The organism is Pseudomonas sp. Leaf48, from assembly GCF_001421885.1.
Lineage (GTDB): Bacteria > Pseudomonadota > Gammaproteobacteria > Pseudomonadales > Pseudomonadaceae > Aquipseudomonas.
Genome location: NZ_LMLH01000032.1, coordinates 37,623 through 63,530 on the forward strand (window position 1 = coordinate 37,623; position 25,908 = coordinate 63,530).

Here is a 25,908-nt window from a genome sequence, read left to right on the forward strand (position 1 = left end):
GCAGACGCGGCTAATTCGCGGTCGCTGGCTGCGAAGCCAGGATTCACAGGTGGTGAACCTTATCCCCGGATGTCCGGTCGATGCCTGCAACCCCTCCCGGTTCTATACCGCCCCCGCTACCGGAGTGTTGACCGGCTTGCTTGATTTTCTGGAGACCGCCCGCGTGATTTCGACTCTACACATCGCCAGGCTCAAAGCATGGGGCGCCCATGGTTTTACCGCCACTGGCGTAGTCACCGCCTTCCTGGCCACCCTCGCCCTGCTGGAGAACCAGCCGACCCATTGCCTGCTGTGGCTGGGTGTCGCCCTGATCGTCGACGGGCTGGACGGTGCGCTGGCGCGCAAGGTCAATGTGCAGTCGGTGCTGCCAGGCTTCGATGGTTCGATCCTCGACCTGGTGATTGATTACCTGACCTATGTGTTTATCCCGGCACTGTTCATCTATCGCTACATCCCGTTGCCGGACTACACCCTGCTGTTTAGCGTGTCGCTGATTCTGGTGTCATCGCTATTTTGTTTCTGCAACGTCAACATGAAAAGCCAGGACAACTACTTCCAGGGCTTCCCCGCCGCCTGGAATGTGGTTGCCCTGTGCCTGTACATCATCGCCCCTTCGCCGTGGATCACCTTGGTCACGGTCATCGGTCTGGCCCTGCTGACCCTGACCCGAATGAAATTCCTGCACCCGTTTCGCGTGCGCCGCTTCATGCCGATCAACATCGCAGTCACCGCCGTCTGGCTGCTGTGCAGTTTGTCGCTGGTGCTCAACCACCCGGTGATCAATCCGCTGGTAATGGGACTGTGGCTGCTGATGTCGGCGTATTTTCTGGGGATCTGCCTGTGGCGCACGGCGCTGGAGTGGTTCGATGATTCACGGCCGACTTAAGTCCATACCAGTTCGACTTTCCGAGCCCCCCCTCCCCTGTAATTGAATGGACTCGCCCAAGCCAAGGCGTCTATGCATGGGTCAGCCAGCACCTTTTCAACTGGACGGCCGTTCCTACAGGGGTTGCCTCAGCGCCGGGTAATCACCACCTCCAGATATTCACTGGGCACCACCACCGACTTATCCCCGGCCCGGTTCAGGCGATTGATCAACTCGGTCAGATCCGCTTCCAGCGCCAGCGCACCTTCGTTGGGCAGCGCGGCGAACGCCTTGTGGATCGGGCCGTACCAGCGGCGGAAGACGTCGATGAAATGGGCCGCCGAGCGATAGCGGAAGTTGAAGGTGCGGCGAGTCACCTGGAGCAGGAACTGGCGCTCGTCAAAATGCTCGTGCAGCCAGGCTTCGGTGCCCCACTGCGAAGGCGGCAGGGCCCCTGGCGGGGGAGCACGTGCCGGCCCAGGGTCTTGAACATCTGCCCAACGAAACCCTCCGGTGTCCAGTTGGCGAGGCCTATCCGCCCGCCGGGCCGGCAGACCCGCGCGAGTTCCGCGGCGGCTTTGGGCTGGTCGGGTGCAAACATTACGCCGAAGGTCGAAAGCACGGCGTCGAAGTGTCCGTCCTCGAACGGCAAGGCTTCGGCGTCGGCTACCTGAAAGGTCACGTGCAGGCGCTCTGCGCGGGCCCGGTCTTCGCCACGTTCGAGCAGGGCGGCCACGTAGTCGGTGGATGTCACCTTGCAACCACGGCGCGCCGCGGCCAGTGTCGCGTTACCGTTGCCCGCAGCGACGTCCAGCACCCGTTCGTCGCACAACAGGTCGCAGGCTTCGGCCAGTTGCTCGCCGACAATCTGCAAGGTGGTGCCGATCACGGCATAGTCGCCGCTGGCCCAGGAGGCCAGCTGGCGGTTCTTCAAAGCAACAAGGTCAATGGGTGTACTCATGGAAGCGCTCTCTGGTTGGAACCCGGTTTCGATGCGGGCGACTACTCAGCCGTTGTCGGATCGATGACGTTCATGACCTGGGAAATCCGGTTGGCCGGAAAACCGCCCTGCCTGGCGTGTTCCCTGATGAGCGCTTCATTTGGTGAGATGTACACGCAGTACAACTTGTCGCCGGTGACATAACTTTGCAGCCATTGCACCTCTGGAATATCGCGCAATACACGGCATGATTTCTGCGAGACAGCTTTCAAATCCCTTTCCGACAGTGCTCCCGCGCCTGGAATCTCGCGTTCTATGACGAATTTCGGCATGGCAACCTCTCTTGTTCTTATGGATGACAAGGCCGGCAGTGACCCTGTGCGCCAACTATCGCTCCAGCACCCGTTGGCGTCCTGCCCGATCGTCGGCCAGGCCTGTCCGATCGTCCGGAGATTTCGCGTTGCGCCCCGGCGCGCTCACAATCAGTAACCGCCAAACGGGAAATCGCCCATGGACGCCCTGTCACAGACCCTGCGCGTCGTGCATCTGGTCGGCGCGATCTTTATCAATGCCAGGTTCACTGCGCCCTGGTGCTACCAGTCACCCTGCGCCGACACCGCCGCGCCCTTTCTGGAGCCCGGCGCAGAGCGGGTGGTGATTTTCCACTTGATCAGCGAAGGCGGGTGTTACGTCGAACTGGGCGACGCCCCGCCTCTGCTCCTGAGCGCCGGAGATGTGGTGGTGTTTCCCCAGGGCGACGCCCATCGCATGTGCTCCAGGCCGGGATTGCCCCCCGCCACTGGCGCGCGACTGGACGTAGTGCTGGCGCGGCGTCCGCGGCAGTTGAGCTACGGTGGTGGCGGCGCGGTGACGCGCCTGGTATGCGGTTACCTGGCCTGCGACAAGCGACTGGCCGGCATGCTGCTCACGGGTTTGCCGCCGGTGGTGCGGGTCAATTTGCGCGATTCCAGTGCCGGTGTGTGGCTGGAGTCTTCGGTGCGTTATGCCCTGGCCGAAGCCCGTTCACCAAGGCCCGGTGGCGAAGGTGTATTGGCGAAACTGGCCGAAGTGTTGTTCATCGAAGTGCTGCGCCTGTACATGCACGAACACGGCAAGGATCGCACCGGCTGGCTGGCTGCGGTCAGCGACCGGATTGTCGGTGCCGCCCTCAACGCCCTGCATAAAGATCCCGGTCACGCCTGGACGCTGGATGAACTGGCCAGCACCGCTGGCACATCGAGGTCGGTACTGGCCGAGCGCTTCCTGAAACTGGTCGGCAGCCCGCCCATGCAGTACCTGACGCAATGGCGGATGTTGCTCGCCGCCAACCTGTTGCGCAGCAGCAACAGCCCGCTGATACGAATTGCCGAAGAGGTGGGCTATCAGACCGACACGGCATTCAGCCGGGCCTTTCGCCGTGAGTTCGGCGCACCGCCGGCGACGTGGCGCCGGGGTCAGGAGAAAAGGACAATGGCCCACGGACCGGTGAGCCATTGACCGCGCTGGTATTTATGCCGCTTTCGCGCCTGCCCTGGCCTCTTCCAGCAACTGCTGAATCATCATCTCCTGAGCCTCATAACTGCCTTCGCCAAAGTGGCTGTAACGCACCTGCCCCTTGGCATCAATCAGATAGTGGGCAGGCCAGTACTGATTGTCGAAGTTGCGCCAGATCGCATAGTTGTTGTCGATCGCCACCGGATAGGTGATGCCGTATTCCTGCACCTTGGCCTTGACGTTATCGATGATGCGTTCGAAACCGTACTCCGGCGTGTGTACACCGATGACCACCAGGCCGTCCTTTTCGTATTTTTTCGCCCAGTCCTTCACGTAGGGCAAGGTGTGCTTGCAGTTGATGCAGTCGAAGGTCCAGAAATCCACCAGCACCACTTTGCCTTTGAGCGATTCGTTGCTCAGAGCCGGCGAGTTGATCCATTCGACGGCGCCCGACAGCGACGGCATCGCACCTTTGCCGTTATCCATGGTGCTGTCGGCCTTGACCTTGCTGACCAGGTAATCGACAACTTTCGGTACGGCTTCCAGTACGCCTTTCTCGACGCGGCTGACACCCTCGGAGGAGGTGTTGGCCAACAGCACGTCATCGGCACCGGTGGAGAGCACTGCGGCCCCGGCCAGAACTGCGACGCCAGCACCGCGGCGCAGCCAACCGGTCACCGGAATCGACGGCTTCAAGCGATTGACCAGCCCGCGCCCGGCGAAGATCAGGGCGCCGAGCGACAAGGCACTCCCTGCGCCGTAGGCCACCAGCAACACACTGGTGCCGACATTCGCGCCTTGCAGCATGGCGCTGGTGAGGATGACACCCAGGATCGGCCCGGCACAGGGTGCCCACAGCAGGCCGGTCGCGACGCCGATCATGATCGAGGACAGTGGGCCGGACACTTTCCGGCTGCCTGGATTGATGCGATTGCCCAGCACCACGAAGGGATGCGCCAGCCAGTCGCCGACCCGGGCGGAAATCAGTGACAGGGCGAACAGCACCATCACGATCAGGGCGACGTGGCGGCCGGTGTTGCTGGCCTTGATCACCCACTCACTGCTGACCACGGCCAGGCTGGAGACCAGGGCGAAAGTGAGGACCATGCCGCCGAGGGTCAGCAGGATCGATGAGCGGGTGCGGTGGGCTCCGGCGAACAGAAACGGCACGACCGGGAGGATGCAGGGACTGAGGACGGTCAATATGCCGCCCAGGAAAGCGATGAGTAACATGGCAGTTTACCTTTTGATGTGTGGTCAGGCTCAAGATCCACCCCTCACCCTAACCCTCTCCCGAGGGAGAGGGGACTGACCGAGGTGCCTGGGCGAGATACTGCGACCTGAAATATCGAGTCGAACTCGGGCCTTGAAAGCGATGAAGATCGGCTGCCTTTCCCCTCTGGGTAGAAGGGCTGACGCAGGGGCCTGGGCAAGAGACCGTGATCTGAAATATCGAGTCGAACCCGGGCCTTGAAAGCGATGAGGTTCGACTCCCTCTACCCTCTGGAATATGGGCCTGGACAATAGAACGCGACCTGAAATATCGAGTCGAACCCCGGCCTTGAAAGCGATAAAGATCGGCTCCCTCTCCCTCGGGAGAGGGCTGGGGTGAGGGGTGGATTGCACCAGCGCCTCAAACTGGCTGGCTGTCCAACAACTGCCCTTGGGTCGTGCGGCTGGAACCATTCTCGGCAACCATCTGCCCCTGCGGCGTACGGCTCGAGCCATCCTCGGCGAGCAATCGATGAGTGCCCTTCCCTGCTACGGTAGTCAGTTGAAAGCAGGTGCTGGCGCCGCAAGCGCTTTGCTCGACGGTGGCGTTGGCATGGGCGGCCGCACCGGCCATGGCGAACGCGACAGCGGTCAGGTAGCGGGTAACCTTGTTCATGATGTTCTTCCTGTTCTAGAGGGAGGGAACCCGGGCTCAGTTATCCGAGTTGCAGTTGTCGGAAAGCTTGCGGTAGTCCAGTACCTGGGTTTTGCTCTGGGAGTCCAGGTAAGTCAGCTGGGCATTCACCACCCCGCAGGAAGGCGCAGCATCCTGGGTCAGCGACACCACTTTCTTGATGTCCAGGTGCGTACCGTAGGTGTAGGGTTTGGCGCTGACATCAGCTTCGGCGCGGGCCGACAAGGTGCAGATGTTCAAAGCGGCAAACAGGCAAGCGGCGTAGATGGCTTTGGTGTTCATGGCGGTTCCTCAAGGTTTCGACAGGTCAAATCGTTGATTGGGCCGAGGCGCTTGGGTTTGCCTCGATGGAACCTATTTAACGACTGGAAGGTATCGCGCATGTGTCGGGAACCGGCCCGGATAAATCAGTACGTATCTGCGCCCGGCCGGGATACAGAGGGATACAAACCTGCGCAAAAACCACGTTTTTGCCTCCGTGTGTATCCACACGCAGGCCAGATACACTGCAATACAAAGGGCGACGGGCAGGCGCACGAAGCCTCGATAGACTGTGTGACATTCCCACTTATCAGAGGCCCCGCCCCATGGAGCACATCGATCACATCCTCATCGTTGACGATGACCGCGAGATCCGCGAACTGGTCGGCAACTACCTGAAGAAGAACGGCCTGCGCACCACTGTCGTGGCGGATGGGCGACAGATGCGCGCGTTCCTCGAAACCACGCCTGTGGACCTGATCGTGCTGGACATCATGATGCCGGGTGACGATGGCCTGCTGCTTTGCCGCGAGTTGCGCGCGGGCAAACACAAAGCTACGCCGGTGCTGATGCTCACCGCGCGCAACGATGAGACCGACCGCATCATCGGCCTGGAAATGGGCGCCGACGACTACCTGACCAAGCCGTTCGCTGCCCGTGAACTGCTCGCGCGCATCAATGCCGTGCTGCGCCGCACGCGGATGCTGCCGCCGAACCTGGTCGTCACTGAAAGCGGTCGGCTGTTGGCTTTCGGGCGCTGGCGCCTGGACACTTCGGCCCGGCACCTGCTGGATCAGAACGGCACCATGGTGGCGCTGAGCGGTGCCGAATATCGCTTGCTGCGGGTGTTCCTCGACCACCCGCAACGGGTGCTCAATCGCGATCAACTGTTGAACCTGACCCAGGGCCGCGACGCCGACCTGTTCGACCGTTCCATCGATCTGCTGGTCAGCCGTCTGCGCCAGCGCCTGCTGGACGACGCCCGCGAGCCGGCCTACATCAAGACCGTGCGCAGCGAGGGCTACGTTTTCTCCCTGCCGGTGGAAATACTCGGTGCCCCGTCATGACGCTGCCAATGCGCTGGCCACGCACCCTGGCCTCGCGGCTGTCGCTGATTTTCCTGATCGGCCTGATCCTGGCCCAGGCGCTGTCTTTCGGCGCGCAGTACTACGAGCGCTACGAAAGCGCGAAGAACACCATGCTCGGCAATCTGGAAACCGACGTCTCGACCTCCATCGCCATCCTCGACCGCCTGCCCGCCGCAGAGCGCGCCAGCTGGTTGCAGCAGCTGGAACGGCAGAATTACAGCTATTTGCTCAGCGACGGCTCGCCGGGGACGGCCATGGCGCCGGACATGCCCAATGCGCCAGTCGCCATGGCTTCGATCAAAGACGCCATCGGCCATGACTACCCCATGACCTTTACCGAGATCCCGGGGCCGAAAAAACACTTCCAGGTTCACCTGAAACTGGCCGACGGCAGCCCGCTGACCATCGATGTACGGCCAGCCATGAAGCCATTGTCGCCGTGGTTGCCGATCGTATTGCTCGGGCAGCTGGCGCTGATGCTTGCCTGTACCTGGCTGGCCGTGAGAATTGCCATCCGTCCCCTGACCCGCCTCGCCGATGCCGTGGAAACCCTGGACCCCAACGCCCACCCGGTGCTCCTCGACGAACAGGGTCCGACTGAAGTCGCCCACGCGGCCAAGGCCTTCAACGCGATGCAGGCACGCATCGCCGCCTACCTCAAAGAACGCATGCAACTGCTGGCAGCCATCTCCCACGACCTGCAAACCCCGATCACGCGCATGAAACTGCGCGCCGAATTCATGGACGACTCCAGCGAGAAAGACAAACTCTGCAACGACCTCGGCGAGATGGAGCACTTGGTACGCGAAGGCGTGGCCTATGCCCGCAGCATCCACGGCGCCACCGAAGAAAGCCGCCGCACCGACCTGGACTCGTTCCTTGACAGCCTGGTGTTCGACTATCAGGACATGGGTAAAGATGTCCAGCTCGCTGGCAAGAGCGCCAGCGTCATCGACACCCGCCCCCATGCGCTGAGGCGAGTGCTGGTCAACCTGACCGACAACGCACTGAAATTCGCTGGCGCGGCAGAGCTTTGGGTGGAAAAAAAGGCCGACGGCAGCCTGTTGGTCAAAGTCATGGATCGAGGGCCGGGTATTGCAGAGGAGGAACTGGCGCAAGTCATGCAACCCTTCTACCGCGTGGAAAATTCAAGGAATCGCAGTACCGGCGGCACCGGGTTGGGTTTGGCGATTGCCCAGCAACTGGCGGTGGCGATTGGAGGGTCGCTGACCTTGAGCAATCGTGAAGGGGGGGGGTTGTGTGCGCAGCTCCGGTTGCCGGGGTAAAGGGGCTCTGTGCAGGAGGCAGGCTTGGTTGCACAGGCATTGGGGGACGGCTGCAAGGGATGAGTCGGCTTTAAGGTTGCCATCACCGGCAGGCCGGCTCCCACAGGGGCTGGGTACAGTCGCAAGAGATTTGTCGGCCGTCACGCGGCCAATGCCAGCACGCCGCCGCAAGGGGTTGGTGCCGGTTTGGGGCATTCGTCGCTCCAGGCAATACCCCACTGCCCCGGGACTAGACTTAATGCACGCAGGACCACTTACCATCCTGCCCATTCCCACGACCACCGCCCAGCGGCGAACGCCCAGGCAAACCCAGCCTCTGGACCGTGATCCTGCCATAGGAGCACACGTGATGGACGAGGCCAGACTCAATGATTTCATGGGCAAACTGGTGAATGACATGGGCGGCGCGGCAATGCTCGCCAATGTCATCCTCGGCGAAGAGCTCGGGCTGTACCGGGCCATGGCCGACAGCCAGCCAGTGACCCCCGAAGCACTCGCCGACAAGACCGGCTGCAACCCCCGCCTGCTGCGCGAGTGGCTCAGCGCCCACGCTGCCTCCGGTTATATGGAACACCGCGACGGTCAGTTCCGCCTGCCCGAGGAGCAAGCCCTGGCGCTGGCCATCGAAGACTCACCGGTGTATGTGGCTGGCGGTGTCGGCGTGGTTGCGTCGTTTTTTCATGACAAGGACAAACTGGTCAATGCCATGCGCGGCAATGGCGCCCTGGCCTGGGGCGATCACCATCCGTGCATGTTCAGCGGCACTGAACGCTTCTTCCGGCCCGGTTACAAGGCACACCTGATCGCCAAATGGCTGCCGGCCCTCGATGGCGTAGTGGCAAAACTTGAAGCCGGCGCTAAAGTGGCGGACGTTGGCTGCGGCCACGGCGCTTCGACCGTGATCATGGCCCAGGCATTTCCCGACTCGCGCTTCGTCGGTTTTGACTACCACGCGCCCTCCGTGACCGTCGCCACCCAGCGGGCCGAAGAAGGTGGCGTATCAGACCGCGCGCGGTTTTTCCAGGGCACGGCAAAAAGCTACCCTGGAACCGACTACGACCTGATCTGCTATTTCGACTGCCTGCACGACATGGGCGACCCGGTGGGTGCAGCGCAACACGCCTATGACTCGCTCAAACCCGACGGCACCGTGCTGCTGGTCGAGCCCTTCGCCAACGACGCGCTCGACGACAACGCCACCCCGGTAGGCCGACTGTTCTACGCCGCCTCGACCTTTATCTGCACGCCCAACTCGCTGTCCCAGGAGGTTGGTCTCGGGCTCGGTGCCCAGGCCGGGGAAGCGCGGTTGCGCAAAGTGTTTACCGAAGCCGGTTTCTCGACCTTTCGCCGGGCTACCGAAACGCCGTTCAACCTGATTCTGGAAGCTCGCAAATAACCGCTTTGCAGGACCACCATTGTCCGCTTAGCGTGGGTGAGCGAGCTGTGAGGTTCGACTGTAGATCCAGCCCTCACCCCAGCCCTCTCCCGGAGGGAGAGGGAGCCGATCGGGGGATATTGGACGTATCCTTCGACCTGAAAATACTTTGCCGAATCCTTAATCGATGAAATGTATCAGGTCGCATAATTTTCTGAGACAACTCGGTCGGCTCCCTCTTGGCGTTCCGACTTTTCGGGAGGGATACTTCCTCGAATCCATAATCGATGACATGTATCAGGTCGGATAATTTCCTGAGACAACTCGGGCGGCTCCCTCCTGGCGTTCCGACTTTTCGGGAGGGATACTTCCTCGAATCCATAATCGATGACATGTATCAGGTCGGATAGATACACCGAGGAACCTTGAGCGAGCATGCTCGCGNCATAAATTCCTGAGACGACTCGGGCGGCTCCCTCCTGGCGTTCCGACTTTTCGGGAGGGATACTTCCTCGAATCCATAATCGATGACATGTATCAGGTCGGATAATTTCCTGAGACAACTCGGGCGGCTCCCTCCTGGCGTTCCGACTTTTCGGGAGGGATACTTCCTCGAATCCATAATCGAAGAAATGTATCAGGTCGCATAAATTCCTGAGACGACTCGGGCGGCTCCCTCCTGGCGTTCCGATTTTTCGGGAGGGATACTTCCTCGAATCCATAATCGATGACATGTATCAGGTCGGATAATTTCCTGAGACAACTCGGGCGGCTCCCTCCTGGCGTTCCGNTTTTCGGGAGGGATACTTCCTCGAATCCATAATCGATGACATGTATCAGGTCGGATAATTTCCTGAGACAACTCGGGCGGCTCCCTCCTGGCGTTCCGACTTTTCGGGAGGGATACTTCCTCGATCCATAATCGATGACATGTATCAGGTCGCATAATTTCCGGAGACAACTCGGGCGGCTCCCTCCTGGCGTTCCGACTTTTCGGGAGGGATACTTCCTCGAATCCATAATCGATGACATGTATCAGGTCGCATAATTTCCTGAGACAACTCGGTCGGCTCCCTCCTGGCGTTCCGATTTTTCGGGAGGGATACTTCCTCGAATCCATAATCGATGAAATGTATCAGGTCGCATAATTTCCTGAGACAACTCGGTCGGCTCCCTCTCCCCCTGGGAGAGGGCTGGGGTGAGGGCTTTGCTTTAACTACAGCGCAAAATCCTCAGCCCTGAGCACATCAAACAACGCCTGCGCCGCCGCCGACAGCTCGCCGCCCGGCAAGGTCAACACCCCGATCGCCCGTTCCACCACCGGGTCGCTCAGGGTGATGCAACGTGCACCCAGCTCACGCATCTGCCCGGCACACAACGCCGGCACCGCGCTCACCCCCAGGCCACTGGCGACCATCCTGCCCACGGTCGCCAACTGATGGCTTTCAAATTCCACCGGCAGCTTCATCCCGCGCGCCTGCAAATGCTCCTCCAGCATCACCCGCAACGTCGAGGGGCGCTGCAGGGTAATGAACGGTTCCTTGAGCAAGGTCTGCCAGTCGATTTCAGCAAGTTCGGCCAGCGGCGAATCCAGCGGCACGACCGCCACGAAGCGATCGATATACAGTGGCGTGAACTGCAGCGAAGAGCTCTGGGTCGGTTCGAACGCCACCCCCAACTCAACCTGGCGATCGCGGACCATTTCCAGCACTTGTTCGTTGATCACGTCATTGACCGTGACGTTGACCTTTGGATAACGGGCCCGGAAGGTCTTGAGGATCGGCGGCAACAGGTTACCGGCAAACGACGGCATCGCCGCCAGGGTCACGCGGCCGCGCTGGAGGGTAAAGCGCTGGCGCAGTTCATCCTCGGCATTGTCCCAATCGGCAATGAGCCGGCGTGCCAGCGGCACCAGCGCTTCGCCTTCGGCAGTGAGGGCGACGTTGCGCGTATTACGGGTGAACAAGCGTCCACCCAGCCCCTCTTCCAGCGCCTTGATGGTCAGGCTCAAGGCCGACTGCGACAAGTGCAGGCGCTCGCAGGCCACGGCGAAGCTCAAACTCTGGGCCACGGCCAGAAAGGCACGGATCTGCTTGACGGTCATGGTCGCTCTACTCCAGTGGTAAGCTGCAAGCTTGTAGCCGCAAGATGGTGCCAGCCGAGGGCTACGGGTGCGTTCGGATAGTTTGTTGATTTTTTCAACTATTGAGTTTTATCTATCAATTAACCTTAAAAATCAACTTAACAAATCAATCTCCCGGCGAGACACTTCAACCATTACGGCTAGCCAGCCGCCCACAAAGAATAAAAGAGGTGCATATGGCAGGTTTCGACAAGCGCGTGAGTTCCTACGAGGAAGCTCTGGCCGGTCTGGAAGACGGCATGACCGTCATCGCTGGCGGCTTCGGTATTTGCGGTATCCCGGAAAACCTGATCAACGAGATCAAACGCAAAGGCACCCGCGACCTCACCGTGGTTTCCAACAACTGCGGCATCGACGGTTTCGGCCTCGGCGTGCTGCTCGTAGACCGCCAGATCAGCAAGGTGGTGGCCTCCTACGTCGGCGAGAACAAGTTGTTCGAAGAGCAACTGCTCAGCGGCGAGATCGAAGTGGTCCTGACGCCCCAGGGCACCCTGGCGGAAAAAATGCGCGCAGGCGGCGCCGGCATCCCGGCCTTCTTCACCGCGACCGGCGTCGGCACCCCGGTGGCCGAAGGCAAGGAAGTTCGCGAATTCAATGGCCGCCAGTACCTGATGGAAGAATCCATCACCGGCGACTTCGCCATCGTCAAAGGCTGGAAAGCCGACCATTTCGGTAACGTGGTCTACCGCCACACCGCCCAGAACTTCAACCCGCTGGCCGCTACCGCCGGCAAGATCACCGTGGTCGAAGTCGAGGAAATTGTTGAACCCGGCGAGCTGGACCCGACCCAGATCCACACCCCTGGCATCTACGTCGACCGGGTCATCTGCGGCACGTTTGAAAAGCGCATCGAACAGCGCACCGTGCGTAAGTGATCCCCTGCCCCCGGACCGAATGAAGGAATAACAACAATGGCACTTTCCCGCGAACAAATGGCTCAACGCGTCGCCCGCGAAATGCAGGACGGCTTCTACGTGAACCTGGGCATCGGCATTCCGACCCTGGTCGCCAACTACATTCCCGAAGGCATGGAAGTCATGCTGCAGTCGGAAAACGGCCTGCTGGGCATGGGTCCGTTCCCGACTGAAGACCAGGTCGACGCCGACATGATCAACGCCGGCAAGCAGACCGTTACCGCACGCATTGGCGCATCGATTTTTTCTTCCGCCGAATCCTTCGCAATGATTCGCGGCGGCCATGTCGACCTGACCGTGCTGGGTGCCTTTGAAGTAGACGTGCAAGGCAACATCGCCTCGTGGATGATTCCCGGCAAACTGGTCAAGGGCATGGGCGGCGCAATGGACCTGGTAGCTGGTGCAGACAACATCATCGTCATCATGACCCACGCGTCCAAGGATGGTGAATCCAAGCTACTGGACCACTGCAGCCTGCCGCTGACCGGTGCCGGCTGCATCAAGCGCGTACTGACCGACCTGGCTTACCTGGAAATCGAAAATGGCGCTTTTATCCTCAAGGAACGCGCGCCAGGCGTCAGCGTCGAAGAAATCGTCGCTAAAACCGCTGGTAAACTGATCGTGCCGGAGCACGTTCCGGAGATGCAGTTCGCTGCCCAGTGAGGAATCATTCCATGCAAGAAGTCGTCATTGTTGCCGCCACGCGTACCGCGATCGGCAGCTTCCAGGGTTCCCTGGCCAATGTGTCTGCGGTTGACCTGGGCGCTGCGGTGATCCGTCAGTTGCTGGCGCACACCGGCCTGGACCCCGCCGAAGTCGATGAAGTGATCATGGGCCAGGTGCTGACCGCCGGTGCCGGGCAAAACCCTGCGCGCCAGGCCGCGATCAAGGCCGGCCTGCCGTTCGCCGTGCCGGCCATGACCCTGAACAAGGTCTGCGGCTCGGGCCTCAAGGCCTTGCACCTGGGCGCCCAGGCCATTCGCTGCGGTGACGCCGAGGTGATCATCGCCGGTGGCCAGGAAAACATGAGCCTGTCCAACTACGTCATGCCCGGTGCCCGCACCGGCCTGCGCATGGGCAATGGGCAACTCGTCGACACCATGATCAGCGATGGCCTGTGGGATGCGTTCAACGATTACCACATGGGCATCACCGCTGAAAACCTGGTGGAAAAGTACAACCTGACCCGTGAGCAACAGGACGCCTTCGCGGCCGCCTCCCAGCAAAAAGCCGTGGCAGCCATTGAGGCCGGGCGCTTTGCCGAGGAAATCACGCCGATCCTGATTCCCCAGCGCAAGGGCGATCCTCTGTCCTTCGCCACCGACGAGCAGCCACGGGCCGGCACCACCGCCGAATCCCTGGGCAAGCTCAAGCCAGCCTTCAAGAAGGACGGTTCGGTGACCGCCGGCAACGCTTCGTCCCTCAACGATGGCGCCGCCGCCGTGATCCTGATGAGCGCGGACAAAGCCAAGGCCCTGGGCCTGCCGGTGCTGGCAAAGATCGCCGCCTACGCCAATGCCGGCGTGGACCCGGCCATCATGGGCATCGGCCCGGTTTCGGCGACCCGCCGTTGCCTGGACAAGGCCGGCTGGTCGATCAGCCAACTGGACCTGATCGAAGCCAACGAAGCCTTCGCCGCGCAATCGCTGGCGGTGGCCAAGGACCTGGAATGGGATCTGGACAAGGTCAACGTCAACGGTGGCGCTATCGCCCTCGGTCATCCGATCGGTGCGTCGGGTTGCAGGGTGCTGGTGACCTTGCTGCACGAAATGCTCAAGCGTGATGCCAAAAAAGGCCTCGCCACCCTGTGCATCGGTGGTGGTCAGGGCGTAGCCCTGGCGCTCGAAAGGGCGTAAGCCAACAGCGTTCAACAGACTGCGCGGGGACCCACGAAGAACCGCTGCAGCCTGGAAAAACACCCGGTGCGATTAACGTCGCACCGGGTTCTTTTTTTCTGCGACACAATGCGAAGCCGCTCCTCCTACATGCACTTTAGAACTTTGTATACAGCCTCTGAGAATCTATAGAGCAATCAGTGCTAACGTTACGGTTCCCAAAAGGCCGGAGACGTGCGCGTGTTGATCCTCAAACTGCTGGTGATCCCAGGTTTTCTGCTGCTGATTTCCCTTGCCGGCAAACGTTGGGGGCCCAGTGTTGCAGGCTGGTTATCGGGGTTGCCGGTGGTGGTCGGGCCGATTCTGTTCTTCCTCGCCATCGAACAAGGTGAAGTATTTGCCGCTCAATCGGCAATGGCCGCACTGTCGGCCATGTTCGCGATGATCGCCTTCTGCGTGACTTACGCCCAGGTTGCGCAACGGGCCGGGTGGCCGCTGGCCCTGGTGGTATCGCTGGCAGTCTGGGGCGCGGCGGCCATCGCGCTGTCGCTGATGCCCCCGTCCCTGGTGTTGTCCGTGTGCGCCGCCGCCACCGCGCTGCTCGCCGCGCCATACCTGTTCCCCGCCGCTCAGCCGTTGGGCAGCGGACCGGCGCCGAAATCCGACAAGCTGGTACTGCGCATGATTGCCGGCGCCGTGCTGACCCTGGTCGTGACCCTGCTTGCCAGCACCGTCGGCGAGCGCTGGAGCGGCCTGCTCGCGGTGTTCCCGGTGTTGGGCAGTGTAATGGCGGTGTTCTCCCAGCAAACCCGCGGCCCGGCGTTTACTGCCGCATTGCTGCGTGCCACCGCCACCGGGATGTATTCGTTCGCCGCGTTCTGCCTGGTGCTGGCGCTGGCCTTGCCAGGCATGGGGCTCAATGCGTTCGTACTGGGTGTCGCCGTGTCGGTGGCCATGCTCGGCGTGACCCGGCGCTTGCTGGCGCGGCCGGTCGGCACGACCGCAGCCACGGATCGCACGGCAATCAAGCGCTGATCCGCATCGACCCGTACATCGGCGCTGGATGCATCAATCACTCCATGGGATGATTCGCGCCTCACCGCGCGCCCCACCCCTGGAGTCTTCCCATGTCACTGTTGAGTAAAAAAGCCCTGGTCCTGTTGCTGGCTGCCGTCACAGGTATAGGGGCTTTGAATGCGCAGGCCGCCAAGGCCGCGTCCAGCGACGCTCCGGCCCAGAAAGTCTCGATGCTTGGCGGCAAATTCACCTTCAATCTGCCCAAGGGTTTCATTACTACCGCACTGCCCGACAGCCCTACCGGCGCCAGCGGCACCATGTACAGCAACGAGGCCACCAAGACCGTGGTGATCGCCGCTGAAAACAATCTGCCCGAGGGTGTCAGCGTCAAGGACAACGACGGTAAATTCCTCGACGACACGCTGGCCGACTTCGACACCGCTCAACGCAAATCCCTGCCGGATTACAACAAGCTCAGTGAAAAAAGCATGACATTGAAAACCGGGCTGGGCCTGCGCCAGGTCGACGGCACCGCCACTCAGGGTGGCGGGCTGACGCTCAACACCACGCTGATGGCGGCGTCCGGTACGCGCATGGCAGTGGTTCAGGTGATTTCCCGTCCGCGCGACATGGCCGCCCACGAAACCCTGGTCAAGCAGCTCGTCAGCGGCAAATAGCAATCAAGGGTTGAGGCGCTGTAACCAGGCGCTCAAATCCTCTATCTCGGCGGCGCTGATGCTGTGACCGAGGCCCGGATAAGCGTGGAACTCAGGCTCCAGCGAGACGCTCTGCAACAGGCTTCTGGCCTCGGTACCATCACTGATGGGCAGGCGTTTGTCCTCCTCGCCATGCCCAATGAAGATCGCCAGCGACTGGCGTTTTTCATCCGGTTTGAGCTCGGACTTGAGCACCGGCAAAATGCGCCCGCCCAATGCTGCAATCCCGCCCACCGCCTCGGGGTGCCGCAAAGCCACTTCGTAGGACATGATTGCGCCCTGGCTGAAACCCACCAGGTACACCCGCTCAGGCTCGGTGTGATATTTCTTCGCCGCGCCTGAAATGAAGTCCAGCAACAGCTGACTGCTGTTCTTCAGATCATCGGTCTCACCGTCGTAGGCGCCTTCGCCTTTTTTGCGAAACCACTGATAACTGCCCTCTTCAATCACCATGGGTGCGCGTACCGACAGGTAGGTGTATTGCGCGGGTAAATCGTCCTTGATGCCAAACAGGTCCTGCTCGTTGCTGCCGTATCCGTGGAGAAAAATCACCAGGGGCTGATTCTGCGATTCGGCTGTGGTTTGTTCCAGGTACTTGAGCGCAAGATCTGACTGCAGCGGGGTTTGAGCGTGGACGGCGGCGGATGCCAGCAGCGTGAGCAGAGCGAGAAATTTCAACATAAGCCTTCCTTCACAGAGCGCAGGATTCGGTTCAGAGCCTAACACTTTTGTCGCTGCTCCATTCCCCCCTGTGGGGCGGACTAGCCAGCGATGGGGCCCTCACAGCCAACATCCATCGCGACGGGCAAGCCAGCTTCTAAAGGGGGGGATATCACACAGGGTTGCGGGATCAGTCGTTGATCAATTTCCCCACCCGAATCGGCTCGCGTCCGGCTACTTTTGCCTGCCAGATCCCCGGCTGGGTGTAGCGTCCACGGTCGATGGCAAACAACACGCCGCTGGTGCCGGCCCGCACAGTCGTGACCTTGTCGGTCAAGGGGTCGACCACTTCAAACAGTGCGTCGCCCTTCTCCACCCATTCCCCCGCCTCACGCAGGAAGCTGACCACGCCATGATGGGGGGCGAACAGGTACTCGGTGCCCTCGAACGGCATGCCTTCACAGCAGTCGCTCGGCGCCACTGGCCAGTCGCCGCCGATGAAGCCCTGTTCGGCGAGGAACCCGAGAATGGCCTCGCAATTGGCCAGGGCCTGGTCGACCCGGGTGTCGCCCATGCTGCCCAACTCGAGCGTGGTGGCGAGGTTGGCCGCCGGGATCGCTGCGTCAGGGTACGCCCTGGCCAGGCGCAACCATGGCGAGGAACAGGACTCGTCGAAAGAGCTGCCGCCGGAGTCTTCACAAAGCAAGGCCACCCCGGCTTTCAGGCGCGCGGCCAGGGATTGCCATTGCGGCCAGTGTTGCGGCAAGGCGTAGAGATGAATCGCCGCGTCGAAATCGCAATGCAGATCGAGGGTGATGTCGGCATCGCACGCATGGCGCAGCAACAGGCGGTGCATGGCTTCGAGTTGCGAAGCGGCGGCCGGCAAGCTGTCGAGGACCTGGCCCATGGCCTGGCGAATCAGGGCAATGTTGGCCTGTGCATCGGTGCCCAGGCGCTCGCCGATCAACTCGGCGACCGGTGCACTGAGCTCGACGAACGAGCGGTTGAAGTTCTTGCCGCTGCCCAGCTCGAAGCGCCCCATGTGGCTGCCTTGAAGGTGCTGATCGAGGCCGATGGGATTAGCCACCGGCACCAGTTCGATCACGCCTTGCAATTGCCCCAGGCTTTCCAGCTCGGCCAGGCGTTTCTTCAGTTCCCAGGCTGTGCGCATGCCCGGCAACTCATCGGCATGCAGGCTGGCCTGGATGTAGACCTTGCGCGGGCCAGCGCCATAGCGAAACACGCTAAGGGTGCGCTCGGTTCCCAGGTGGCTCCAGGGCAGTGGATGGTCGATGCGTTGCATGGCTGAACTCCTGATGTCTGTACGGCGCAATGACCTGTGGGAGCGAGGCTTTTGTGGCGAGGGGGCTTGCCCCCATTGGACTGCGCAGCAGTCCCATTCCCTAGCGGCTTCGCAGCTCAACGGGGGCAAGCCCCCTCGCCACAATAGTCCCGTCGCCAACAAGCCCTCTTGCCGAACAAGGCCACTTGCCACATTGAATCGCGCCTACAGGTCTCTTAGCGCTGAAAATGATTGCACAAAAAAAATGGCAACCGCGTCAACGGTTGCCATTTTTTTGAACGGCTTGGTTATTCGCCGTAAACGTCAAACTTGAAGTACTTGTCCTGCACTTGCTTGTACTTGCCGTTGGCGCGGATTTCGGAGATGGCGGTGTTGAACTGCTCGGCCAGGGCGGTATCACCCTTGCGCACGGCAATGCCGGCGCCGCCACCGAAGTATTTCGGATCGTTGTACTCAGGGCCGACGAAAGCGAAACCTTTACCGGCGTCGGTTTTCAGGAAACCGTCGTCCAGGTTGACCGAGTCGGCCATTAGCGCGTCGATGCGACCGGACACCATATCCAGGTTGGCTTCCTGCTGGGAACCGTAACGCACCAGGACAATGCCTGCCGGTTGCAGCACTTCGGTGGCGAAACGGTCATGGGTACTGGCGCGCAGTACGCCGACTTTCTTGCCCTTGAGTTCGGTCAGCGGGTCCTTGACGTCGGAACCTTCCTTCATCACGAAGCGCGCAGGGGTGTGGTAGTACTTGTTGGTGAAATCGACGTTCTTCTTGCGATCGTCGGTAATGGTCATGGACGACAGGATGGCGTCGATTTTCTTGACCTTGAGTGCCGGGATCAGGCCGTCGAATTCCTGCTCGACCCAAGTGCACTTCACTTTCATCTGCTCGCACAGGGCATCGCCGATGTCCACATCGAAACCGGTGAGTTTGCCGTCAGGGGTTTTCATCGAGAATGGCGGGTAACCGGCTTCGATACCGATGCGGATCGGCTTGGCGTCTTCGGCCACGGCGGTCAGGGACAACATCGACAGTGCCAGGGCACCGAACATCACTAGCTTTTTCATTTATAACTCCTGCGTGCGGAGGCTTTTATTGGCAGCTTTCGACTCTCAGCTTTCGAACGTCGCCTTGTGAGCGAAAATCGAAGTGGCCGGCAGTCTAGAGCGGCAACAGGAGGCTAAATTGCGTGCAAGCGACAAATACTTATGAAAATAGGCTTGTGTGATGCAGCATTCAAAAGTACGCGCCATGGCGGTGCAAAAGACTGTCAGATAATTTCCCGCTTTAAGCAAAAACTGCCCATTTTCGGGCAGTTCTGAGCGGCAACGTCAAAAGACTGTCCGCAGCTGCGGGAAGCCTTCTGACGATCTATGTGCTACTTCAACATTCGCATCCGATAACGGCTTTGGCAGATGGTTGCGCCGCAACATTCAACTCAAACCCCTCATCCAGCCACCCAGTCACCCCGCCGATCATCTCTTTGACGGGGTAGCCGAGTGCCGCCAGCTTCACCGCAGCCTTGTTCGCGCCGTTGCAGTGGGGCCCGGCGCAATAGACCACGAACAAGCTCGACTTCGAATAATTCGCCAGACTTTCGGCGGTAAGCTGGCGCCCCGGAATATTGATAGCTCCCGGTACATGACCCCGTTCGAACGCCAGCGGGCCTCGTACGTCCACCAGGATGAAATCGACTTCGCCGGCCTCCTGACTGGCGTGGACGTCGGAACAATCGGTTTCGAACGTCAGGCGGTTGGTGAAGTGCATCAGGGCAATGGCCGATGGGGCGGCAGGTATTTCGCGGACCAGACTGGGCATTGGGGGTACTCCAAAGTGTCGGTGGGTGTGGGAAGACTTTATCTGCCTGCCAGTTGCAGCTACAGTGGCGTACAAGACATCGACCGGGAACTTTCCGCCAATATGCAATCTGCCCCAGGACTCGTCGCGATTCTGGCCTACGACGGCCTCTGTACCTTCGAGTTCGGCATCGCCGTGGAGATCTTCGGCCTGTGCCGGCCGGAGTTCGACTTCCCGTGGTACGAGCACCGGATCGTCGCCGTCGATCAAGGCCCGATGCGTGCGATGGGCGGCATCCAGGTGCTGGCCGATGGTGGTATGGAACTGCTCACAGAGGCTCGCACCATCATCATTCCAGGCTGGCGCGATCGCAGCGCGGCGGTGCCCGAGGAACTACTCGACGCCCTGCGCCGGGCCCATGCCCGCGGCGCTCGATTGCTGTCGATCTGCTCCGGCGTGTTCGTGCTCGCGGCCACCGGTCTGCTCGACGCCCATGGCGCTACCACCCATTGGCGCTATACCGATGAACTGGCCGAGCGCTTCCCCAATATTCTGGTGGACCCGGACGTGCTCTATGTCGATTCCGGCCAGTTGATCACCTCTGCCGGCAGCGCGGCGGGCATCGATGCCTGCCTGCATCTGGTGGCGCGGGATTTCGGCACCCAGGTCGCCAACTCGGTGGCGCGGCGACTGGTCATGTCGCCCCAGCGCAGCGGTGGCCAGGCGCAATTCATTCCAACCCCTGTAAGCCCTGCGCCGCGCAGTGATCTTTCCCGGGTCATGCAGTGGGCGCGCGAACGCCTGCATGAACCGCTGGAAGTCCGCGACCTGGCCAGCGAAGCGGCCATGAGTGAACGCACGTTCCTGCGCCGCTTCAGCGAAGCCAGCGGCCAGTCACCGAAGACCTGGTTGCAGCATGAGCGCCTGGGTCGCGCCCGCGAATTGCTCGAAAGCACCGACCAGAACACCGAGCAGATTGCCCAGCGCTGTGGTTATCGCTCGGTGGAAAGTTTCCGGGTGGCGTTTCGCAGTGTGGTCGGGGTGCCGCCATCGGTGTATCGGGAGCGGTTTGGGCACAAATCCTGTATTTGAGGTGACTTCAAGGACCCCTTCGCGAGCAAGCCCGCTCCCACATTGGATCTGTGGCGAACACCACATTTGTGTGCAACGAAGATCCAGTGTGGGAGCGGGCTTGCTCGCGAAGGGGCCAGCCTGACCACTCCGAAATTCAGGGCTTGCGCAGCAGATAAGTATCCATGATCCAGCCATTGGCCAGTCGGGCCGCCTTGCGCACCCGCTCGATTTCATCCGCCACATCCTTGAGTTTGCCGCTGATAAGGATTTCGTCCGGCGTGCCCAGGTAAGCTCCCCAGAAAATCTCCGTCTCCTGATCCACCACCTGCCGGTAGGCATCCTGCGCATCGAGCATCACCACCAGGCTGTCGGCATCGCTCACCTGCCCTGCCGCCAGGCGCCGCCCCGTGGTGATCTCGACCGAGCGGCCGATCTGATTGAGCGCGACCTTGTGTTGCGCCGCCAGGGCCTGGACGCTGGTAATCCCGGGGATCACTTCGAACTCGAAAACACAGGCACCTGACGCCACAATCGCCTGCAGGATGCGAATCGTACTGTCGTACAGCGCCGGGTCGCCCCAGACCAGAATACCTGCACACTGGTCATCAGCCAGTTCCTCGTTGATCAGGCGCTCGAAGGTTTTCTGCTTGCCAAGGTTAAGATCATCGACACTGGACCTGTAGTCCGGATCGCCGCGTTCGCGCTCAGGGCAGAGCGCTTCGACAAAACGGTATGGATGACCGCTGATATAGCGCTCGCAGATCTCTCGGCGCAGGTCGATCAGCTTGTGTTTGCGCTCGCCTTTGTCCATGAGAAAAAACACGTCGACCTGATTCAACGCCTTCACGGCCTGCATCGTGATGTAGTCGGGATGACCGGCGCCGATGCCGATCACCAATAGTCTTTTCATCAGCGCCTTTCCTCGGGGTCGGTGCCGGGCAAGCGGAGCCGCCAGCGACCATGGAACCTCAACTCGACGGTCGCCAGCGGTTCGACGTCAATCTGATTGGTGCAGGCGCCCTGCAACACCTGAGTCAACGCCGCGCGAATGACAAAGGGGTGGGTGATGGCAACGATCCGTGCCGATTGCCCCTGCAAGGAAGTCAGCCAGGCGGCCACCCGCTCGCCGAGTTGAGCCACCGACTCGCCTCCATGGGGTGCAGACGCCGGGTCGTCGAGCCATTGCTGGAGTACCAGCGGTTCGGTTTTTTGCAAATCACCAATGCGCATGCCTTTCCAGCGTCCGAAATCACAATCCCTCAGCGCCTCGACAACCTGCGGGTCACAGCCGAACAAGCCAGCGGTTTGCCGTGTGCGCAGTTCCGGGCCGCACAGCAAAAGCGCTGCGCCATCGAACTGATGACGACGCGAGCCTTGAGCCCCTTGCCAATCCGGTTCCAAGGGTTCGTCCACAGGAAAACGCGCCAGTTTCTGTGCGACTGTTCGAGCGTGGCACATCAGGGTCAAACGGGTCGCCTGCACAAAGATCACTCTATCCACGGGAAGGGAAACGGCATTGCACCATCATTGATTATGCAATTGTGCCGCAAGAAGGTCGTACCGGGGTGTTTGCTTTTACTGATCGACGCCGCTGCATTTCGCCCCATTTTCGGGCACGCGTAGCCCGAGCGTAAATTAACTAGACAGGCAATACTCGATAATTAAATACTGTTTTCAACGGATTGTAGAAACGTACTTTCCCCTCATCCAGCAGGAGCCCGGATGCCCTATCTCAATGATTCGATCAGCAGTTCCACCACGCTATCGCCTCAACCTGAATATTCTGGCGTCCGCCAGGTTCAACGTCGTTAAACCCGGAAGCGTCTGACAAGAAAAAGAGCAGCGCCTGACAAACGTTCAGACGACTGCCGATTTAATGTGTGGAAAACCGACAGTGATAGTCGGGTTCGGCGGCTAGACCACCGAATCCATTGATACAGGAGTATCTCCATGCTGGTCTTGCGTCCCGTCGAACTGACCGACCTCCCCCAGTTGCAGCGTCTGGCTCGCGAAAGCCTCGTGGGCGTCACGTCGCTGCCCGACGATAGTGAACGGTTGCGCGAGAAGATTCTCGGCTCCCGTGCCTCTTTCGACCAGGACGTGCAGCATCAGGGCACGGAAAATTACCTGTTCGTGCTAGAAGACCTGACGACTCGGCGCCTGGCGGGCTGTTCGGAAATTCTCGCCACAGCCGGCCCCGGCGAGCCGTTCTACAGCCTGCGCAACCGCGACTTCACCAGCGCCTCGCGGGAGCTGAACATCGAGCACGGCGTCTCGGCGTTGTCGTTGTGCCAAGACCTCAGCGCTCACACCTTGCTGCGCGGTTTGCATATTGACCCACCGCTCTCGCGAACGGCGTATTGCGAATTGCTGTCGCGGGCGCGCCTGCTGTTCATCGCCGCCCACGCCCGGCGCTTTGCCGAGGCGGTGATTACCGAAATTGTCGGCTTCAGCGACGATCAGGGGCAATCGCCGTTCTGGGATGCCGTGGGCAAGCATTTCTTCGACCTGCCTTATGTGGAGGCCGAACGGTTGTGTGGCCTGGAGAGCCGGACGTTCCTCGCCGAATTGATGCCGCAATACCCGATTTATGTGCCCATGCTGCCCCAGGCCGCACAGGACTGTATCGGTAGAATCCACCCCGATGGCCAGGAAGCCTTCGATATCCTTGAGCGTGAAGGCTTCGAAACCAACAGCTATGTCGATCTTTTCGATGGCGGCCCGACGCTGTACGCGCGCACCGCGAATATCCGTTCCATCGCCCACAGCCAAAGGGGGATAGCGCAGCCTGGAACAATCATCGATGCCACGGGCACCTACCTTGTCAGCAATGAGTTCCTGGGTGATTACCGGGCCATCGTCGCCGACCTGGGCCCCATCGCTGGCCAGTCGGTGACCCTCGATGCAGCCATGTGCGCAGCCTTGAAAGTCACCGCGGGCAGCCCGGTCCGCCTGATCGCCCTGTGAGCATGACCCGACAGGTACAACCACGCATTCATGAAGAAGGAACTGCAGCATGATTGTTCGCCCGGTTCAGATCACTGACCTGCCCGCCTTGCTGATGCTGGCGCGCCAGGCCGGCCCGGAATTGACCAGCCTGCAAGCCAGTGAAGAACGCGTGACCCACCGGGTTCGCTGGGCCCAGCGGACCTTCGCCGAACAGGTCGATCGTGCCGACGCCGATTACCTGTTCGTGCTCGAAGACGACGAGCAGCAAATTCTCGGCGTCAGCGCCTTGACCGGCGGGATCGGGATGCGTGAGCCCTGGTACAACTACCGCGTCGGGTTGACGGTCAGCTCATCACCGGGCCTGGGCATCCAGCGCCAGATCCCGACCCTGTTCCCGAACAACGAAATGACCGGGCAATCGGAAATCAGCTCTTTATACTTGCGGCCCGATCAGCGCCACGGGACCAACGGCCGACTGCTGGCACTGGGGCGCCTGTTGTTTGTCGCCGAATTTGCCCACCTGTTCGGCGATAAACTCATCGCCGAACTGCGCGGCTGCGCCGACGAACAAGGCTGCTCGCCGTTCTGGGACAGCCTGGGCCGGCATTTTTTCAAGATGGACTTCAAGCACGCCGATCACTTGTCGGGGCTGGGCAACAAGTCATTCATCGCCGAACTGATGCCCCGCCAGCCGCTCTATACCTGCCTGCTGACCGAACAGGCCCAGGCCGTCATCGGCAAGGTCCATCCGGACAACGCAGCGACATTGAAGATCCTCACCGACGAGGGTTTTACCCACCAGGGCTACATCGACATCTTCGACGCCGGCCCGGTTATCGAAGCCCCGGTTTCGGCTATCCGTACCGTGCGTGACAGTCAGGAGCTACTCCTGGCCGTGGGTTCAGTCGATGAACATTCGCCCCACTGGCTGATCCACAACCGCCGGCTGGAAAACTGCCGCATTACCACTGCCCCTGGCAGGCTGGCGGGCAACAGCCTGATGGTTGATCGCCAGACCGCCAAGCGCCTGCAACTGCAGCCTGGCGATTCGGTACGCGCAGTGCCGTTGCTCAACCAGCGCCAGCGAGCGGTGGCGGCATGATCGCCGCCCTGTAGTGATTGTCCAGATACGCTACAAGCAAGACTCTCCTCTTGCCCGCTGTCACAACGGTCGGGCGCATTCGGTCGTGGCTTGCAAATTCGTCATCATGGTTGCCCCCCCCTCGTGATAGCCTTTTGTTCCTTCGGCGTTGACACTTTTGCTCAAGCCTTTCCATTCCATTGGTGGAACTCATATGTCCAGGCTTTCTCATCAAGATTTGCGCCGCAATTTTCGTCAACTGTTCGCGTCCAACACCTGCTACCACACCGCTTCGGTTTTCGACCCTATGTCGGCGCGCATCGCCGCCGATCTGGGCTTCGAAGTCGGGATCCTCGGTGGCTCGGTCGCGTCGTTGCAAGTACTGGGGGCACCCGACTTTGCCTTGATCACCCTCAGCGAATTCGCCGAGCAGGCCACCCGCATCGGCCGTGTCGCCCAACTACCGGTGATTGCCGACGCCGACCACGGTTATGGCAATGCACTCAATGTCATGCGCACCATTGTCGAGCTTGAACGCGCCGGTATCGCCGCCCTGACCATCGAAGACACCCTGCTGCCAGCCCAGTTCGGGCGTAAATCCACCGACCTGATCTCGGTAGCCGAAGGTGTCGGCAAGATCCGCGCCGCGCTGGAAGCCCGTGTCGACACGGAAATGGCGATCATCGCCCGCACCCACGCGGGGATCCTGCCGGTCCAGGAAATCATCAGCCGCACCCGGCAATATCAGGCGGCCGGTGCGGATGGCATTTGCATGGTCGGGGTAAAGGATTTCGATCACCTGGAGCAGATCGCCGAGCACCTGAGCGTGCCGCTGATGCTGGTGACCTACGGCAACCCATTGCTGCGAGATGACCAGCGCCTGGCGGAACTGGGTGTGCGCGTGACCATCGACGGCCACGGCGCCTACTTCGCGGCAATCAAGGCCACCTACGACTGCTTGCGTGAACAACGCCAGATCTTCACCCAGGCGTCGGACCTGAACGCGACCGAACTGACCCATACCTACACTCAGCCGGAAGAATATATCCGTTGGGCGAAAGAGTTCATGAGTGTGAAGGAATGACAGCCTGATGCAGGTGTAAACCGGTCAGCCGCCTTCGCGAGCAAGCCCGCTCTCACACTGGACCTTCGTTGCGCTAAATGTCGTGTTCGCCACAGATTCAGTGTGGGAGCGGGCTTGCTC

The 25,908-nt window shown here is 60.8% G+C and carries 25 protein-coding genes and 1 pseudogene; 14 read left to right on the forward strand and 12 right to left on the reverse strand.

Annotation, left to right across the window (positions count from 1 at the left end):
• Nucleotides 1-163: 163 nt before the first annotated feature.
• Entirely contained in the window at nucleotides 164-886 is a 723-nt protein-coding gene (gene pcsA / locus ASE98_RS23205; protein ID WP_060543866.1) for a phosphatidylcholine synthase, read from the forward strand.
• A gap of 128 nt (nucleotides 887-1,014) precedes the next feature.
• On the opposite strand, the pseudogene ASE98_RS23210 reads toward pcsA, so the two are convergent.
• Together ASE98_RS23210 and ASE98_RS23215 are read right to left on the reverse strand one after the other, a co-directional pair.
• Nucleotides 1,015-1,826 (reverse strand): annotated as a pseudogene (locus tag ASE98_RS23210) (class I SAM-dependent methyltransferase).
• Between the two features lie 41 nt (nucleotides 1,827-1,867).
• Entirely contained in the window at nucleotides 1,868-2,137 is a 270-nt protein-coding gene (locus ASE98_RS23215; RefSeq protein ID WP_060543651.1) for a DUF4242 domain-containing protein, read from the reverse strand.
• Nucleotides 2,138-2,315: 178 nt separating this feature from the next.
• Between ASE98_RS23215 and ASE98_RS23220 the strand changes: the two genes are divergently transcribed.
• Complete coding sequence (locus ASE98_RS23220) at nucleotides 2,316-3,302, forward strand: AraC family transcriptional regulator (protein ID WP_060543652.1); 987 nt, start codon at nucleotides 2,316-2,318, stop codon at nucleotides 3,300-3,302.
• Between the two features lie 12 nt (nucleotides 3,303-3,314).
• Here the strand turns inward: ASE98_RS23220 and ASE98_RS23225 are convergent, their stop codons facing one another.
• The 3 genes from ASE98_RS23225 to ASE98_RS23235 form a co-directional block, all read right to left on the reverse strand.
• Entirely contained in the window at nucleotides 3,315-4,532 is a 1,218-nt protein-coding gene (locus tag ASE98_RS23225) for a cytochrome c biogenesis protein DipZ (RefSeq protein ID WP_060543653.1), read from the reverse strand.
• A gap of 400 nt (nucleotides 4,533-4,932) precedes the next feature.
• Entirely contained in the window at nucleotides 4,933-5,187 is a 255-nt protein-coding gene (locus ASE98_RS23230; RefSeq protein WP_060543654.1) for a hypothetical protein, read from the reverse strand.
• A gap of 36 nt (nucleotides 5,188-5,223) precedes the next feature.
• Entirely contained in the window at nucleotides 5,224-5,487 is a 264-nt protein-coding gene (locus ASE98_RS23235) for a DUF2790 domain-containing protein (protein ID WP_060543655.1), read from the reverse strand.
• A gap of 305 nt (nucleotides 5,488-5,792) precedes the next feature.
• Between ASE98_RS23235 and ASE98_RS23240 the strand changes: the two genes are divergently transcribed.
• The 3 genes from ASE98_RS23240 (at nucleotide 5,793) to ASE98_RS23250 (ending at nucleotide 9,236) form a co-directional block, all read left to right on the forward strand.
• On the forward strand, nucleotides 5,793-6,533 hold the full coding sequence (locus tag ASE98_RS23240; RefSeq protein ID WP_060543656.1) for a response regulator: 741 nt from the start codon (nucleotides 5,793-5,795) through the stop codon (nucleotides 6,531-6,533).
• On the forward strand, nucleotides 6,530-7,840 hold the full coding sequence (locus tag ASE98_RS23245; RefSeq protein WP_060543657.1) for an ATP-binding protein: 1,311 nt from the start codon (nucleotides 6,530-6,532) through the stop codon (nucleotides 7,838-7,840). Before ASE98_RS23240 ends, ASE98_RS23245 begins: the two co-directional genes overlap by 4 nt.
• A gap of 349 nt (nucleotides 7,841-8,189) precedes the next feature.
• The gene (locus ASE98_RS23250) at nucleotides 8,190-9,236 is read left to right on the forward strand and encodes a class I SAM-dependent methyltransferase (RefSeq protein ID WP_060543658.1); all 1,047 of its coding nucleotides are present in this window, start codon (nucleotides 8,190-8,192) and stop codon (nucleotides 9,234-9,236) included.
• Between the two features lie 1,195 nt (nucleotides 9,237-10,431).
• Here ASE98_RS23250 and ASE98_RS23255 read toward each other — a convergent pair.
• On the reverse strand, nucleotides 10,432-11,319 hold the full coding sequence (locus ASE98_RS23255) for a LysR family transcriptional regulator (protein WP_060543659.1): 888 nt from the start codon (nucleotides 11,317-11,319) through the stop codon (nucleotides 10,432-10,434).
• Nucleotides 11,320-11,534: 215 nt separating this feature from the next.
• Here ASE98_RS23255 and ASE98_RS23260 point away from each other — a divergent pair, with 215 nt between their 5' ends.
• The 5 genes from ASE98_RS23260 to ASE98_RS23280 all read left to right on the forward strand — a co-directional run bounded on the left by ASE98_RS23260 (nucleotide 11,535) and on the right by ASE98_RS23280 (nucleotide 15,801).
• Nucleotides 11,535-12,233, forward strand: coding sequence for a CoA transferase subunit A (locus tag ASE98_RS23260; RefSeq protein ID WP_060543660.1), 699 nt, complete (start codon nucleotides 11,535-11,537; stop codon nucleotides 12,231-12,233).
• 36 nt (nucleotides 12,234-12,269) lie between these two features.
• On the forward strand, nucleotides 12,270-12,935 hold the full coding sequence (locus ASE98_RS23265) for a CoA transferase subunit B (RefSeq protein WP_060543661.1): 666 nt from the start codon (nucleotides 12,270-12,272) through the stop codon (nucleotides 12,933-12,935).
• 11 nt (nucleotides 12,936-12,946) lie between these two features.
• Entirely contained in the window at nucleotides 12,947-14,128 is a 1,182-nt protein-coding gene (locus ASE98_RS23270; RefSeq protein ID WP_060543662.1) for an acetyl-CoA C-acetyltransferase, read from the forward strand.
• A 219-nt stretch (nucleotides 14,129-14,347) separates the two neighbouring features.
• A complete protein-coding gene (locus ASE98_RS23275; protein WP_060543663.1) occupies nucleotides 14,348-15,142 on the forward strand; it encodes a hypothetical protein in 795 nt (264 codons plus the stop codon).
• A gap of 92 nt (nucleotides 15,143-15,234) precedes the next feature.
• Nucleotides 15,235-15,801 (forward strand): hypothetical protein, encoded by a 567-nt coding sequence (locus ASE98_RS23280; protein ID WP_060543664.1) that lies wholly within the window; start codon nucleotides 15,235-15,237, stop codon nucleotides 15,799-15,801.
• A gap of 3 nt (nucleotides 15,802-15,804) precedes the next feature.
• Here the strand turns inward: ASE98_RS23280 and ASE98_RS23285 are convergent, their stop codons facing one another.
• From ASE98_RS23285 to ASE98_RS23300, 4 genes are all read right to left on the reverse strand, one after another.
• Entirely contained in the window at nucleotides 15,805-16,521 is a 717-nt protein-coding gene (locus tag ASE98_RS23285; RefSeq protein WP_060543665.1) for an alpha/beta hydrolase, read from the reverse strand.
• 169 nt (nucleotides 16,522-16,690) lie between these two features.
• Nucleotides 16,691-17,803, reverse strand: a complete 1,113-nt coding sequence (locus ASE98_RS23290) for a succinylglutamate desuccinylase/aspartoacylase family protein (protein ID WP_060543666.1) — start codon at nucleotides 17,801-17,803, stop codon at nucleotides 16,691-16,693.
• 287 nt (nucleotides 17,804-18,090) lie between these two features.
• Nucleotides 18,091-18,870, reverse strand: a complete 780-nt coding sequence (locus ASE98_RS23295) for an ABC transporter substrate-binding protein (protein WP_060543667.1) — start codon at nucleotides 18,868-18,870, stop codon at nucleotides 18,091-18,093.
• A 316-nt stretch (nucleotides 18,871-19,186) separates the two neighbouring features.
• The gene (locus ASE98_RS23300) at nucleotides 19,187-19,621 is read right to left on the reverse strand and encodes a rhodanese-like domain-containing protein (protein ID WP_060543668.1); all 435 of its coding nucleotides are present in this window, start codon (nucleotides 19,619-19,621) and stop codon (nucleotides 19,187-19,189) included.
• 102 nt (nucleotides 19,622-19,723) lie between these two features.
• Between ASE98_RS23300 and ftrA the strand changes: the two genes are divergently transcribed.
• Nucleotides 19,724-20,692, forward strand: coding sequence for a transcriptional regulator FtrA (gene ftrA / locus ASE98_RS23305; RefSeq protein WP_060543669.1), 969 nt, complete (start codon nucleotides 19,724-19,726; stop codon nucleotides 20,690-20,692).
• A gap of 136 nt (nucleotides 20,693-20,828) precedes the next feature.
• On the opposite strand, the gene cobF is transcribed toward ftrA, so the two are convergent.
• Together cobF and ASE98_RS23315 are read right to left on the reverse strand one after the other, a co-directional pair.
• Entirely contained in the window at nucleotides 20,829-21,584 is a 756-nt protein-coding gene (gene cobF / locus ASE98_RS23310; RefSeq protein ID WP_060543670.1) for a precorrin-6A synthase (deacetylating), read from the reverse strand.
• The gene (locus tag ASE98_RS23315; protein WP_060543671.1) at nucleotides 21,584-22,156 is read right to left on the reverse strand and encodes a histidine phosphatase family protein; all 573 of its coding nucleotides are present in this window, start codon (nucleotides 22,154-22,156) and stop codon (nucleotides 21,584-21,586) included. Before ASE98_RS23315 ends, cobF begins: the two co-directional genes overlap by 1 nt.
• Nucleotides 22,157-22,624: 468 nt before the next feature.
• On the opposite strand from ASE98_RS23315, the gene ASE98_RS23320 reads away from it, so the two are divergent.
• The 3 genes from ASE98_RS23320 to ASE98_RS23330 all read left to right on the forward strand — a co-directional run bounded on the left by ASE98_RS23320 (nucleotide 22,625) and on the right by ASE98_RS23330 (nucleotide 25,788).
• The gene (locus tag ASE98_RS23320; protein WP_060543672.1) at nucleotides 22,625-23,641 is read left to right on the forward strand and encodes an arginine N-succinyltransferase; all 1,017 of its coding nucleotides are present in this window, start codon (nucleotides 22,625-22,627) and stop codon (nucleotides 23,639-23,641) included.
• A gap of 49 nt (nucleotides 23,642-23,690) precedes the next feature.
• On the forward strand, nucleotides 23,691-24,725 hold the full coding sequence (gene astA, locus ASE98_RS23325) for an arginine N-succinyltransferase (protein WP_060543673.1): 1,035 nt from the start codon (nucleotides 23,691-23,693) through the stop codon (nucleotides 24,723-24,725).
• Nucleotides 24,726-24,918: 193 nt separating this feature from the next.
• The gene (locus tag ASE98_RS23330; RefSeq protein ID WP_060543674.1) at nucleotides 24,919-25,788 is read left to right on the forward strand and encodes an isocitrate lyase/PEP mutase family protein; all 870 of its coding nucleotides are present in this window, start codon (nucleotides 24,919-24,921) and stop codon (nucleotides 25,786-25,788) included.
• Nucleotides 25,789-25,908 lie beyond the last annotated feature (120 nt).

Coding starts and splice junctions, on each gene's coding strand:
- ASE98_RS23215 (WP_060543651.1), bottom strand. CDS start 2,137: ATGCCGAAATTCGTCATAGAACGCGAGATTCCAGGCGCGGGAGCACTG.
- ASE98_RS23220 (WP_060543652.1), top strand. CDS start 2,316: ATGGACGCCCTGTCACAGACCCTGCGCGTCGTGCATCTGGTCGGCGCG.
- ASE98_RS23225 (WP_060543653.1), bottom strand. CDS start 4,532: ATGTTACTCATCGCTTTCCTGGGCGGCATATTGACCGTCCTCAGTCCC.
- ASE98_RS23230 (WP_060543654.1), bottom strand. CDS start 5,187: ATGAACAAGGTTACCCGCTACCTGACCGCTGTCGCGTTCGCCATGGCC.
- ASE98_RS23235 (WP_060543655.1), bottom strand. CDS start 5,487: ATGAACACCAAAGCCATCTACGCCGCTTGCCTGTTTGCCGCTTTGAAC.
- ASE98_RS23240 (WP_060543656.1), top strand. CDS start 5,793: ATGGAGCACATCGATCACATCCTCATCGTTGACGATGACCGCGAGATC.
- ASE98_RS23245 (WP_060543657.1), top strand. CDS start 6,530: ATGACGCTGCCAATGCGCTGGCCACGCACCCTGGCCTCGCGGCTGTCG.
- ASE98_RS23250 (WP_060543658.1), top strand. CDS start 8,190: ATGGACGAGGCCAGACTCAATGATTTCATGGGCAAACTGGTGAATGAC.
- ASE98_RS23255 (WP_060543659.1), bottom strand. CDS start 11,319: ATGACCGTCAAGCAGATCCGTGCCTTTCTGGCCGTGGCCCAGAGTTTG.
- ASE98_RS23260 (WP_060543660.1), top strand. CDS start 11,535: ATGGCAGGTTTCGACAAGCGCGTGAGTTCCTACGAGGAAGCTCTGGCC.
- ASE98_RS23265 (WP_060543661.1), top strand. CDS start 12,270: ATGGCACTTTCCCGCGAACAAATGGCTCAACGCGTCGCCCGCGAAATG.
- ASE98_RS23270 (WP_060543662.1), top strand. CDS start 12,947: ATGCAAGAAGTCGTCATTGTTGCCGCCACGCGTACCGCGATCGGCAGC.
- ASE98_RS23280 (WP_060543664.1), top strand. CDS start 15,235: ATGTCACTGTTGAGTAAAAAAGCCCTGGTCCTGTTGCTGGCTGCCGTC.
- ASE98_RS23285 (WP_060543665.1), bottom strand. CDS start 16,521: ATGTTGAAATTTCTCGCTCTGCTCACGCTGCTGGCATCCGCCGCCGTC.
- ASE98_RS23290 (WP_060543666.1), bottom strand. CDS start 17,803: ATGCAACGCATCGACCATCCACTGCCCTGGAGCCACCTGGGAACCGAG.
- ASE98_RS23295 (WP_060543667.1), bottom strand. CDS start 18,870: ATGAAAAAGCTAGTGATGTTCGGTGCCCTGGCACTGTCGATGTTGTCC.
- ASE98_RS23300 (WP_060543668.1), bottom strand. CDS start 19,621: ATGCCCAGTCTGGTCCGCGAAATACCTGCCGCCCCATCGGCCATTGCC.
- ftrA (WP_060543669.1), top strand. CDS start 19,724: ATGCAATCTGCCCCAGGACTCGTCGCGATTCTGGCCTACGACGGCCTC.
- cobF (WP_060543670.1), bottom strand. CDS start 21,584: ATGAAAAGACTATTGGTGATCGGCATCGGCGCCGGTCATCCCGACTAC.
- ASE98_RS23320 (WP_060543672.1), top strand. CDS start 22,625: ATGCTGGTCTTGCGTCCCGTCGAACTGACCGACCTCCCCCAGTTGCAG.
- astA (WP_060543673.1), top strand. CDS start 23,691: ATGATTGTTCGCCCGGTTCAGATCACTGACCTGCCCGCCTTGCTGATG.
- ASE98_RS23330 (WP_060543674.1), top strand. CDS start 24,919: ATGTCCAGGCTTTCTCATCAAGATTTGCGCCGCAATTTTCGTCAACTG.